At 34.6% G+C, this 12,893-nt stretch carries 11 protein-coding genes and 1 rRNA gene; 6 read left to right on the top strand and 6 right to left on the bottom strand.

Annotated elements, in window-relative coordinates; all coding sequences use genetic code 11:
• Positions 1-47 precede the first annotated feature (47 nt).
• The gene (locus tag IR022_RS15760; RefSeq protein WP_194204453.1) at positions 48-1,478 is read left to right on the top strand and encodes a SusD/RagB family nutrient-binding outer membrane lipoprotein; all 1,431 of its coding nucleotides are present in this window, start codon (positions 48-50) and stop codon (positions 1,476-1,478) included.
• Between the two features lie 71 nt (positions 1,479-1,549).
• On the opposite strand, the gene IR022_RS15755 is transcribed toward IR022_RS15760, so the two are convergent.
• Positions 1,550-2,467, bottom strand: a complete 918-nt coding sequence (locus tag IR022_RS15755) for a GyrI-like domain-containing protein (protein ID WP_194204452.1) — start codon at positions 2,465-2,467, stop codon at positions 1,550-1,552.
• Between the two features lie 226 nt (positions 2,468-2,693).
• On the opposite strand from IR022_RS15755, the gene IR022_RS15750 reads away from it, so the two are divergent.
• Both IR022_RS15750 and IR022_RS15745 read left to right on the top strand, forming a co-directional pair.
• A complete protein-coding gene (locus IR022_RS15750; RefSeq protein ID WP_194204451.1) occupies positions 2,694-3,482 on the top strand; it encodes a LiaF transmembrane domain-containing protein in 789 nt (262 codons plus the stop codon).
• A gap of 109 nt (positions 3,483-3,591) precedes the next feature.
• Positions 3,592-4,353, top strand: a complete 762-nt coding sequence (locus tag IR022_RS15745; RefSeq protein ID WP_194204450.1) for a LytR/AlgR family response regulator transcription factor — start codon at positions 3,592-3,594, stop codon at positions 4,351-4,353.
• A 73-nt stretch (positions 4,354-4,426) separates the two neighbouring features.
• On the opposite strand, the gene recA is transcribed toward IR022_RS15745, so the two are convergent.
• Positions 4,427-5,458: a recombinase RecA gene (gene recA / locus IR022_RS15740; protein ID WP_050709943.1), complete on the bottom strand. Its 1,032-nt coding sequence runs from the start codon at positions 5,456-5,458 to the stop codon at positions 4,427-4,429.
• A 2-nt stretch (positions 5,459-5,460) separates the two neighbouring features.
• Positions 5,461-5,949 (bottom strand): thioredoxin-dependent thiol peroxidase, encoded by a 489-nt coding sequence (gene bcp / locus IR022_RS15735; RefSeq protein WP_194204449.1) that lies wholly within the window; start codon positions 5,947-5,949, stop codon positions 5,461-5,463.
• A gap of 245 nt (positions 5,950-6,194) precedes the next feature.
• Between bcp and IR022_RS15730 the strand changes: the two genes are divergently transcribed.
• Both IR022_RS15730 and thrC read left to right on the top strand, forming a co-directional pair.
• Complete coding sequence (locus IR022_RS15730; protein WP_194204448.1) at positions 6,195-7,403, top strand: cofactor-independent phosphoglycerate mutase; 1,209 nt, start codon at positions 6,195-6,197, stop codon at positions 7,401-7,403.
• Between the two features lie 59 nt (positions 7,404-7,462).
• Positions 7,463-8,761: a threonine synthase gene (gene thrC, locus IR022_RS15725; RefSeq protein WP_194204447.1), complete on the top strand. Its 1,299-nt coding sequence runs from the start codon at positions 7,463-7,465 to the stop codon at positions 8,759-8,761.
• 69 nt (positions 8,762-8,830) lie between these two features.
• Here thrC and IR022_RS15720 read toward each other — a convergent pair whose 3' ends face one another.
• The gene (locus IR022_RS15720) at positions 8,831-10,048 is read right to left on the bottom strand and encodes a DUF6051 family protein (RefSeq protein ID WP_050709946.1); all 1,218 of its coding nucleotides are present in this window, start codon (positions 10,046-10,048) and stop codon (positions 8,831-8,833) included.
• A gap of 85 nt (positions 10,049-10,133) precedes the next feature.
• Positions 10,134-11,399, bottom strand: a complete 1,266-nt coding sequence (locus IR022_RS15715; RefSeq protein ID WP_194204446.1) for a DUF2851 family protein — start codon at positions 11,397-11,399, stop codon at positions 10,134-10,136.
• 270 nt (positions 11,400-11,669) lie between these two features.
• On the opposite strand from IR022_RS15715, the gene IR022_RS15710 reads away from it, so the two are divergent.
• On the top strand, positions 11,670-12,374 hold the full coding sequence (locus IR022_RS15710; RefSeq protein ID WP_194204445.1) for a hypothetical protein: 705 nt from the start codon (positions 11,670-11,672) through the stop codon (positions 12,372-12,374).
• A 426-nt stretch (positions 12,375-12,800) separates the two neighbouring features.
• Here the strand turns inward: IR022_RS15710 and rrf are convergent.
• Positions 12,801-12,893 (bottom strand): 5S ribosomal RNA (gene rrf, locus IR022_RS15705); the annotation flags it as partial.

Raw genomic sequence — 12,893 nt, 5'->3', positions numbered from 1 at the left:
ATTGAACATCTGAATATTACAATGTATAATTAGAAAAAACAGAACTTATGTTTAAAAATATATTATCACTCATATTAGTTGCATTTGCTCTTAGTTCTTGCAACGACCAATTGGATGACATAAACAGAAATCCAAATGCAACAGAGACACCTCTGGCTCCATTCCTCCTTACAGGTAGTTTAAAACATGGAGCAGATTTATATTGGGGATCAAATAGTAGTTTCAACTCGTCTTTACTGTTTATACAACATTGGGCAAAAATCCAATATACAGAACCTGATAGATACGAATTATCAAACACAGCTACTGAAATAACCACCCTGTGGAATACCGGTTATGCTACTTTAATTACAGACTTGAATACAATTCTGGCATTTCCCGACGCACAGGCAAATTCTAACTTTAAGGGTGTTGCTCTAGCATTACGTTCATGGACATTTTTATTACTGACTGATACTTACGGAGACATTCCATACAAGGAAGCTGGGCAGATAGTAACCCCTGCATATAATACTCAAAAAGAAGTATACACTGGTCTATTAGAAGATTTGACTCAGGCTCAACAATTGTTGGATCCATCAAAAGATGGTATCACAGGAGATGTAGTGTATAAAGGTGATATCTCGAAATGGAAAAAGTTTGTAAATTCTCTACGCTTACGTATTGCTTTGCGAATCTCCGACCGTGAACCCGATTTGGCAAAACAAACTTTAGCAAGTATTACCAGCGATCCATCTGGTTTGATAAGCAATAATAGCGAAACATTCCAGTTTATCTATACAAGCTCTCCACAACAGAATCCTGCAGCAGCATGGTTCGAAACTAGAGATGATTATAGGATATCTAAAACTATAGTAGATAAATTATCGGAACTTTCCGATCCTAGATTGTCAGTATATGCACAATTACCATCAGATCCTTCTGTCGGAAAATATGTAGGAGCTGCTAATGGTTTGTCTAATAGTGATGCTAATAATCAAGGATTTGCAAAAACATCTAAACCTGGAACTTATTTCTTGACATCTCAATCTCCCGCTGTTATATTTAGTTATGCTGAAGTGCAATTTGCTCTTTCAGAAGCGGTAGCAAGAGGTCTTATTACAGGTAATGCAGAAACATATTACAAACAAGCAATTACAGCTTCTTTAAATCAGTTTGGAATTACAGATACCAAAACTATTAGCGACTATCTGAATCAACCATCTGTACAATATAATCCTGCAAACTACAAAAAATCGATTGGAGAGCAAAAATGGATTGCATTTTATGGTCAAGGGTTAGATGCTTTTGCTGAATGGAGACGTTTAGATTATCCTGAGCTAAAAGCAGGAACAGCCACAGTATTGGAAGGTAAAATGCCTTTACGCTTCTTCTACCCTGGTAGCGAACAGTCTCTGAATGGTAAAAGCTACAAAGTTGCTATTGCAAACCAAGGGGAAGATTTGCTAACAACAAGACTTTGGTTTGATGTAAAATAAAAGATGAAAACATATCTTATTATAAAAATGAAAAGGGATAACCACAATGGTTATCCCTTTTCATTTACCTCTTATTCGATAGGAATATAAATCTCCGTTTTTAATTTATCGGGAGATGTGCGTTCTGGGTTATTTAAATATTTTTCAAACCCCGATGTATTTCTTAACTTGCAATCACTCTCTGGAAGCCATTTCCCATAAATAGTATCATAAACACTTCCTAGATTTTCATAAGATCCTTGATAAGAAAACACAGCATATTTACCACCTTTTATCTCTTTTACTCCTATCTGCCCTTTAGCTTTTACTTTATCAGTATTTTCATTAAAAACACAAATATCTTCAACATTAGGTATAGTCTTCGCTTTTTGAGGAATTACCAAGCAAATATCTGTACGAAGCTTATCTGCTTCTGTCACTTTAGGGTCATCATAGTAAACACACAGATGTTCTATACCTGCTGAGAACAATTTATTTTCTTTCACATATTGCCACAATTTATTCCACGATCCACAGAAATCTACATCCGAATATTTACCAAAGATCTGTAGATAAATAGCTTCTTTCGATTCTATTTCTCGTATTTTGGGAGCTTTTAAGTTAAGATCATTATTTAATAGCAAAGGTCTCATAATAGTGTAATTTTTATTGTTTCTAAATTCTGTTGGCGAAACATTATAAAACAGCTTAAAGACTTTAGATAAAGAAGAGGGAACATCATAGCCAACCTGATAGGCTATATCTTGAATAGGCAAATCGGTATAGCGCAACAATCGAGCTGCAGTCTCGACTCTTATCCTCATTATGAATGCTCCGAGAGACTCTCCTAAAAAAGATTTCATAATCCTATGAAAATGAAATGAGGAGAAGATTGTTTTCTCCGCTAAAGTGAGCAGGTCTAAATCTTCATTCAGATTATTATTGATGTATTCGATAATAATATTTACCTGCTTTTGATACTCTTCCTTTGTCGTTGTTCTTTGTTGCATGTGTTTAATTGTTTCGTTACAAAACTAGAAACAAAAGCCTGTTTAGACTTTTCCGATCTTGCTAACATCAAGAGTTATATATTATCAGGTGCTGATTAATAATAAATATCTATTATCTTCCTGATAAAGAAAGGTTACTTTATCGACAAAAATACTCGTTTCATCGATATTCTGTTTCTTGTCATATTATATACAGTTACATTTGTTACAAATAAAATTTACAATTATGAAAAATGAATTAAAAATAGATCAACGCAATCATAGCAACGGATCAAAAATAAGCTTTGCAATACTGCTTGTATTGGCGGGCATACTTCTTCTTTCGTTTAACTTGGGGCTTTTGCCAGCAATATACAAACCCATACTTATATCATGGCAAATGCTTTTGATAGCCTTAGGAGTTACCTTTTTATTTAACCGCCAATTTACGAGTGGAATTATCACTACCTCCGTTGGAGTCTTTTTTATATTTCCGGTTGTTACCTTAACTTTCCCCGATTTATTTGATGGTGTACTTATTAAAGCACAAGATTGCTGGCCTATACTACTGATTATTGCAGGGTTTTTATTCCTTTTCAAAAAGAATGATCGCGGTTGCTGCCAAAAGAAATGGTGTTCAGAAAAATCTGAATCAGCTACGACCGAAGCTTTTTCAAATACAAACCAAACAATAGATGACTGTATAGATAAGTCAGTACTATTTAATGGCAGCGAGCAAATCGTATTTTCGTCGGACTTTAAGGGAGGAGAAGTTAACTGTGCCTTTGGAGAAATAAAACTTGATCTTCGAAAAGTAAGCGGTTTAAATAAAAATAATAAATTGGAAGTCAATTCGATGTTTGGATCGGTAATTATTTATGTGCCTAGCGAATGGCAAATAAATATGAAATCGAGTGTCATGTTTGGTGATATTCAGGATAAAAGAGTAATAATAGACATACCAACTAATGAAGATAATATCTTTTTTAATATGAAAGCTTCTTGCCTTTTCGGGAGTATCGAAATAAGAAACTAAACAATAGGCTCGAGACCTTATCATTTTAAATATGAATAATAGTCGTTTTAATTTAATAATAGGCCCATTGATTATTGCCATCACAACTTTAATCATAATGGTCATAGCAATGGCTCCCTTAATACCTTTACCCACCTCTTACTTAGTTCTAGATGGGGTTGTATCAGGGTTATTGTTAGCTACTCTGACTTTCTTGCTAAGAGAAGTTATGAAGTATGCCAATTATAAATCATCACAAGTTCAGCAAATAATTAATTCTGGAGCATTAGCAATACTCTTTGTACTTTGTTGGGTAGGTATAAACTTATTGATTCTTTACATTCTACTTTCGGAAGATATACTTAAACTCTTCTTTCCAACAATACCTGTACGTATTTTCATTGCTCTGCTTGTATCTGGATTGATAATATTATTTTATGGATCTATCTTTAGACGAAATCAAGAGGAAGAAGACAATCCTATAGAAGCAACCCTTGAAAAAATAGTAGCTACTGAACCTCTGGAAGAAATATCTGAAACAGAAGATAATTGCGAAACTGAAGTATTAGAACATATAGCTGTAAAAAATGGGCAAAAGATTGATCTTATATTTATAGGTGAGATTATATCTATTCAGGCTGAAGGAGATTATGTAATGATTTTTACAGCAAAAGGGAAATACTTGAAAGAACAAACAATGAAGTATTTTGGAATACATCTACCCAAGAATAAATTTGTTAGGGTACATCGTTCCAGCATTATAAATATAGATTATATACAGCGGATAGAACTCTATGAAAAGCAAAGCCAAGTCTTAAAGCTTCAAAACAATCTACAAGTAAAGATGAGCCTTGCAGGCTACAAAGAACTAAAGAAAGTGCTAAATCTGTAATAGATTACTTGTTTCACAAAGAAAGCCTCGGAGAATTGTCTCCGAGGCTTTCTTATATAAATAGATAAATATCTTATTTTGCTTTTAATGCAGCAAAAATCAATTGCTCTAGTTCATCTGCCAATTCAGGATTGTCTCTCATCATATCTTTAGCTGCTTCGCGACCTTGTCCTAGTTTAGTTTCATTATAACTATACCACGAACCACTCTTTTTGATGATGCCCAAATCAGAGCCTAAATCAACAATTTCTCCTGCACGCGAAATTCCTTCACCATACATTATGTCGAATTCAGCTTTACGGAATGGGGGTGCAACTTTATTTTTCACAACCTTCACACGAGTTTGGCTACCTTTTACTTCTTCGCCATCTTTCAATTGACCTATACGGCGAATATCAAGACGAACCGATGCGTAAAACTTCAAAGCATTACCACCTGTCGTAGTTTCGGGGTTACCAAACATTACGCCAATCTTATCACGCAACTGATTGATAAATATACAAGTTGTATTTGTTTTATTGATTGCAGCAGTTAGCTTACGAAGAGCTTGCGACATTAAACGAGCCTGAAGACCCATTTTTGAGTCACCCATATCTCCTTCAAGTTCTGCTTTTGGAGTAAGAGCCGCAACCGAATCAATCACTACAATATCAATTGCTGATGATCTGATCAATTGCTCTGCAATTTCTAAAGCTTGCTCACCACTATCAGGTTGAGAAATCAATAGATTGCCTATATCAACGCCTAATTTTTCGGCATAAAAACGGTCAAAAGCATGTTCAGCATCCACAAATGCAGCTATACCACCCGCTTTTTGAGCTTCTGCAATAGCATGAATTGCCAATGTTGTTTTACCTGATGATTCTGGTCCATATATTTCGATAACACGTCCACGAGGAAAACCTCCTACACCCAACGCTGCATTCAAACCGATAGAACCGGTTGGTATAACAGCTATATCATCTATTTTCTCGTCACCCAATTTCATGATTGAGCCTTTGCCATAGCTCTTCTCAATCTTATCCATCGCTGCTTGTAAAGCTTTTAGCTTTTCGCTATTAGGAGCTACAGCATCTTTTTTTGCTTTTTCTTTTTCTTCAGCCATTATTATTTTTTGTTTTTGTTTTTTAGCTCTGTCAACCAATCCAATATTTGTTCCGCATGTTCCTTAGCTTTGATGTCTTTAGGACTAAAAGAATGTTCTATTACGCCATTTTCATCTATCAAGAATGTAGAACGCAAGGTACCCATATATTTTTTACCGGCTAACGTTTTTTCGGCCCATATTCCAAACGCTTCGACTAATACTTTGTCTTTGTCCGACACCAAACGGAAGGGAAGCTCATATTTCTCTATAAATTTAGTATGTGATTTCTCATCATCCACACTCACCCCTACAATTTCGTAGCCTGCCTGACGCAATTCATAGAAGTTATCTCTAAAATTGCAAGCTTCGGCTGTACATCCGGGGGTATTGTCTTTGGGATAGAAATACAAGATAAATTTACGACCTTTAAAGTCACTTGTTTTCACTTCATTTCCTGCCTGATCCGTACCTAAAACCTCAGGTATTTTATCGCCGATAGTTAGAGCCATATTCTATATATTTATTTTGAAACCAAAGATAAGATTTAATTCTTTCGACTGAAAATATTTTTCTTGTATCACACTTCCAAAGAAAACATCACATTTTCTTATTGACAGCTTTTAATAGAAAAAGAGTGACAATAAAACATAAAAACAATCTCTTTTTAAATATTTTGTATAATTTAGTGTTTTAGTAAAAACAGAGACCAACATTTAAGGATTCTCTAACAGGGGAATTGCAATTTAGTTAAGGTATGAAGACAATTATAATTTTAGGAGACGGAATGGCCGATGAGCCTATCGAAGCTTTGGGTAATAAAACACCACTACAAGCAGCACATAAACCGTACATCGATTTACTTGCAGCAAAAGGTAAAAGCGGACTATTAGATACAATACCTGCGGGATTTAAACCCGGTAGTGAAATTGCAAACTTATCGGTTTTGGGTTACAATGTCCCTCTCGTTTTTGAAGGACGTGGCTCATTGGAAGCAGCCAGCATGGATGTTGATATTGAACCCGGAGAAATGGCTATGAGATGTAATGTTATCTGCATTGAAGATGGCAAAATTAAAAACCACTCTGCCGGACATATTTCAACGGAAGAGGCAGCCGAACTCATCCATTTTTTGGAGAAAGAATTGGGTGATGATATTGCCAGTTTTTATCCAGGAGTATCTTATCGCCATCTATTGAAAATAAAGGGTGGAAACAAGAATTTAGACTGTACAGCTCCACACGATGTATTGGGTACACCTTTCGAAGACGTACTTATAAAAGCTACAACACCTGATGCTCAGGAAACAGCAACATATCTCAATAATCTTATCATTAAATCACAGGAGTTATTGAAAGATCATCCTATAAATAAGAAACGTATTGCAGAAGGTAAAGATCCAGCTAATAGTATTTGGCCTTGGTCACCCGGATACAGACCCAAAATGCAGACGTTGCAAGAGCTTTACGGCATAAAAAGCGGCTCAGTAATATCGGCAGTTGATCTTATTATGGGAATCGGTAAATATGCAGGATTAAAGCTTATACATGTAGAAGGTGCAACCGGATTATATGATACCAATTACGAAGGCAAAGCACAAGCTGCTATTGATGCACTCAAAAATGATGATTTTGTATATCTTCATATCGAAGCTAGTGACGAAGCCGGTCATGAAGGAGATTATGAGCTAAAGAAAAAGACTATAGAATACCTTGATTCTCGTGTAGTAAAAACTATTTACGAGGCTACAAAAGATTGGGATGAGCCTATTACAATAGCTATTCTCCCTGATCACCCTACCCCATGCCATTTACGTACTCATACCAATAAGCCTGTACCTTTCCTTATATACAGATCGAACGGAGAGACAGATAATGTACAAGTATATGACGAGTTTGAGTCTGCCAAAGGCGACTTCGGCATTTTAGTAGGTCACGAATTCATGGATACTTTGTTCAATAAATAAGGTCATTGATTCTATTTTTTTTAAATACTTTATTACTTAGAAAACTTACTTTTTTAAACATGAAATATTACAGTACAAATAAACAAGCACAGGAAGCAACATTGCAGGAAGCTGTGGTAAAAGGTTTGGCTTCAGACAAAGGCTTGTTTATGCCCGAAAATATAAAACAATTACCTCAGTCTTTTTTTGACAAGATAGATACACTTAGTTTTCAAGAAATAGCTTATGTTGTTGCCGATGCTTTCTTTGGTGAGGACATAGAAGCCAATACTCTAAAACAAATTGTATATGATACGCTTAACTTCGATACGCCTTTGGTTCACGTAAATGATAACATCTATAGCTTAGAACTATATCACGGTCCTACATTGGCGTTTAAAGATGTGGGAGCACGTTTTATGGCTCGTTTGCTAGCCTACTTCATCAAGAAGCAAGGACAAAGCGATGTTAAAGTATTGGCTGCAACTTCGGGTGATACAGGAAGTGCCGTAGCTAATGGTTTTTTAGGTGTAGATGGCATTCATGTCTATGTTTTATATCCTAAAGGAAAAGTCAGTAACATTCAAGAATGTCAGTTTACTACTCTCGGTCAAAACATTACAGCATTAGAGATTGATGGAACATTTGACGATTGTCAGGCATTAGTGAAAACTGCTTTCATGGATGAAGATTTAAATAAAAAGCTAAACCTTACTTCTGCTAATTCTATAAACGTTGCCCGTTTTCTGCCTCAGGCATTTTATTATTTCCATGCTTATGCACAATTGAAGAAAATAAATAAGGCTGAAAATGTAGTAGTAAGCGTACCAAGTGGAAATTTCGGTAATCTTACTGCGGGACTTATTGCTAAACAAATGGGATTACCCATCAAACGCTTTATTGCAGCCAATAACAGCAACGATATATTTTACGAATATTTGCAGACTGGCAAGTATAATCCTCGCCCATCGGTACAAACCATTGCCAATGCAATGGATGTAGGAGACCCGAGCAACTTTGCACGTATATTAGATTTATACAATCATTCTCTATCTGAAATTAAGAAAGATATCTCAGGAGAATGGTATGACGACAATACAATTAAGGATGTTGTAAAAGAAACTTATCAAAAAACGGGTTATTTACTCGATCCACATGGTGCATGTGCATATCAGGGTTTGGCTGATTATTTGGAAAAAGACGAGGTTGGTATATTCTTAGAAACAGCCCATCCTGCTAAATTTTTAGAGACAGTAGAATCTATTCTTGATAAAAAGATAGAAGTTCCATCTCCCTTACAAGCCTTTATGAAAGGGGAAAAGAAAAGTATTGCTTTAAACAAAGAATATGAAGGATTCAAAAATTCTTTATTGAAATAAGATCTTGTGTAAAATAAAGAAAAGCCAACTAAAATATGATTTAGTCGGCTTTTCTTTATTATATATGAGCTACTTCAAGAAGTCGCATACTAGATCAAACGTACGCTTAAATTGCTCTGTTACATCTTTCTTTATTCCTTCTAATGCAGGAAAAGGATCTTCATGCTTGTATCTATAAGGAAAGTCTAATATATCTACTTTAATGGGGATATCGCGATTAACCCCTTGCAATGTATTTATGACTTCATATGCAGGAACTACAGTATCTTCCCTTAAAGTAATTGCATATATACGATCACTCATTTCTCTAAATTTATCCTCTCTATACTTAGTAAGTGTTTTATAATTGAGCATACTTCTAAAATTGACACCTTCCGGGTGAATCCCTCCCAAATAATGTCTTAGAACTTCGTCTCGCTTCATATGGCTTTCTAAGTGCTCTACAACGTACGAATAAAGGCTTACATTAGCTTCACTATCTAAGATGAATTTAGATACGGGAGATAACCTGTTAAAGACAGCTCCTCCACAAAATGATATAAATTTCGATTTAGAGAAGTAATCGTTCTTATTAGTCATCATCAATATCTCAGATAAAAAACTACCAATTGAATAAGAGAATACATCAATAGAGGCATTCGGATCTATATCTGGATGATTATCAGCTTTGATATCTTCAATTAAATCAATTACGTCATAATATGTTTGTAAACCAGACCATATAAACCGTTGTGGCTTATTATGCAATCGGGTACTAATTGCAACATTAGACAAGCTAGAGCCTATTACATCCGGATGGCGTTGCTTTCGCTGCTCGCTTATCGAGTACATTTCACGCATATCGCTCCATGCTGCCGGAGCCCTGTTCATATGAAATGCAATGGGGAATAAAACTACAGCCTTACCTGTCTTTTCTACAATATATTTTGCCCAAGGAAGGTATTTAGCCCAATGTTTCTCATTAAACCCATGAAACATAAATAATATCCCCTTCACTTTAGGTGTATTCTTTGGAGCTATTACATGATAACGAAATTTGATATTCTCCAAGATTTCTGCATCCTTTTTATTCAACATCTCTTGAATAATATCCGGCTCATATTCATGCTCCGACCCCGAAGGGATATATTCGTAGTCATCATTATTACCCGATCCTCCGGGCAAGATAAAACGGTATTTAGATTCAAAATTGTAATTTCTCAACACCGTATTCTCATCGAGATCAATCTCATTAGCATCGTAGCATTCGATATTTTTCAAATGCTTAAACAAATCACAATATTCCATTTTCTTTCTATTAAGTACAGTAAAAAAAATAATTATTACATTCGTTAATCTAACTCAAAACAATCAAATAACAATCCTTATATATCTATTTCTCCGATAAAAGTCGATATCCTATTCTGCAATATAAACATTTTCTTTTTTCGCAATACTCTCTTTTCAATTGTATCAATGCTTGAGTATCATAAGCATTTCTAGATCTTACTCCATACAAAGCAAATTGCTTGATAATTGAATTGGATTCAGGTTTTATCAAATCTAAGAAATTTAAAGCTCTATCGACATACGATTCGTCATTAATTCTTCTCCCATATGCAAAAACAATAGGAACAATTGCATTAATAATCATCACATCGAGTGAAGCGTCACCTATAAACTTACTCTTACGCGGCGATTCTTCTCCCAATTGATAGTGAGTCTGCCAATATTCTGATGCATTTACATGAAGAAGCAAACGTATTTGTCCCAAATCTTTACACTCTAATACTTTTGAGAATAGTCCCTGTATATTTAATAATAAACTAGCTAATTGTGCTAGTCTAATATGTGGAGTACTTGTTGGACGCACTCGTAACTTTCTGAATATCTCTTTATCCAAAGGCGTAAGTGAATATTTATTCTTTAAGAAATTATATTCATTTTGAAGCTTTTCGGTGTATACATCAGGGACAGTTATATCATCCAACATTCCTGCTTGCCCTAAAAGTAAAGCTTCTATTTGTAATGGATTATCACCCTGCTTCAAAATATAATGTAGAGGCAGGCTTAAAGCTAATCGCTGAAAAGCTTCAGAATTAAGCCCAAACCCCATAGACCTTGCTAACAAGACATAAAAAACATCTGCCCATGAGTTATTGAATCTCTCTAATAATTGCTGTATATCGCTTGATTTTCGCTCCAAACGCTCCATAAGCAAAGCATTTAACCAACCTTGCAAGTGTATTGAAGGAAACTCCTTTAAATAATTACAACAAGGAAGTGAAACATCCGAATTTAATAGAAACTCAATATTATCTCTTACATGTTTAGGGTATTGTATCTCACACTGAGGTATAGGAAGCTTCGCTTCATTATATACTTCTTTGGTAGCAAACTCTACAACATGCAATATCACCGAATTATATACTTTATTTTGATCATGCTGATGCTTAAACCATTCATCCGAAGATCTGTGTATTTCGATATTACCACTCCAAACTCTCTCTCCAACTTTTACTTTTGCATTAAAAAAATCGGGACCTTCATCCGTATTATGTAAACCTACATCTAATATTTCAATAGGAATACCATCTGTCGTTTTTAAATCCGTTTGAAAAAGTCGATGTTTCCATACATAGTGCAATAGTTGTTCCATTTGTAAATTAGTATCAAGAAAATATTCAGATTAATTAGCTTCGCGAATTTTACACCTATAAAAATAGAAAATATAAACTCTAATTGACGCATGACAAGCCAATATATTCAATAATTCACTAATAATTTGAGAAAATCATTCAATCACATAAACTAGAAAATAAAATAACAAAGGCATACAGCAAATTTCAATTATATTTGTCTTATAAGAATAAACAAATTAACCTAAAAAAATATCTTTATAAAACGTATTACATACCTACTAGGAATAATGCTCCTTTTTTCATCTTGTGCACCAACTTATTTCTTTTCTACAATAGATTCAGTAAATAAAGAGACAGTAAAAGATGAGCAAGGACGCCTCATAACACAAAACGATAGTCTGGATATTTATTACTCTTTTGATGGAAGTGATGGACCTATTTTGATTACTGTGTACAATAAAGGAAAAGAACCTTTATATATTGATTGGAAACGATCGTCTATTATTATTGATGATATGGCAACTAGTTATATAGGAAAAACTATGGTATTATCTGGTTCGGCAAACGTAACTACAATCGGAAACTCATTCTATAGTAATACTTCTAGCCAATCTTCTGCATCGTTCAACGGGGCTATAACTAAAGAACCCGAAAGCATTAGTTTCATCCCTCCAAATTCTAAGATTCAGTATAAAACAATAAACTTAGCAAGCCTCAATTTTAACAAAGTAGATAATAACATATACAATAAGAGAACTAATGTGGATAAAAATGGGAATATAGTACCTGTTAAAGCAGCTAGTTTCACGAGTGGAGATGCTCCTTTACGTTTTAGAAGCTATTTGACACTATATAAAGACCCTCAGAAGCCTTTTTTCATGGAACAAGAGTTCTCATTTTCCAGCTTAATAAAAACTAACAGAATTCACCCTTCAAATATGTCTAGTTTTTTCTCTGAAAGCAGTGACCTTTTCTATAGTAAAGCAAAGTAATAACTTTATATAATAATTAAAAGGAGGTGTATCAATTACACCTCCTTTTATATTTCTAGTCTACAACATTAATAAAATTACATTATACACTTTCGTTTATTCCTTATACAATATAAAGTTTGCAAAGAATATGATAACTACTCTCTTCTTAATTGTAGTGATTGCATTATATTTCATAATCTATAATATCTCGTACTCTTTATGTCTTGATGGTTCATTCGTTAATCTAATGGCTGTATTGTGTTTGGTTATTGTCAGATCCTTAAACTAATCTCAATACAATCCTACATTATATTTACTTTTGCCCAATTCGGGAACCTTACTGATTTCTTCTTTTGCTAATGCTATCTTTCTATTCGTATTTGATATGTTTAAAAACAAAAAAAAAGACTCTGACTAGTTTGCACTAATCAGAGTCTTTTAAAAAGAGGGCGGCTATCTACTCTCCCACCTAACGGCAGTACCATCGACGTGGTTGGGCTTAACTTCTCTGTTCGGAATGGGAAGAGGTGGATCCCC

The sequence above is a fragment of the Dysgonomonas sp. GY617 genome (assembly GCF_015233815.1).
Taxonomy (GTDB): domain Bacteria; phylum Bacteroidota; class Bacteroidia; order Bacteroidales; family Dysgonomonadaceae; genus Dysgonomonas_A.
This window is presented reverse-complemented; position numbering and strand designations above follow the sequence as displayed.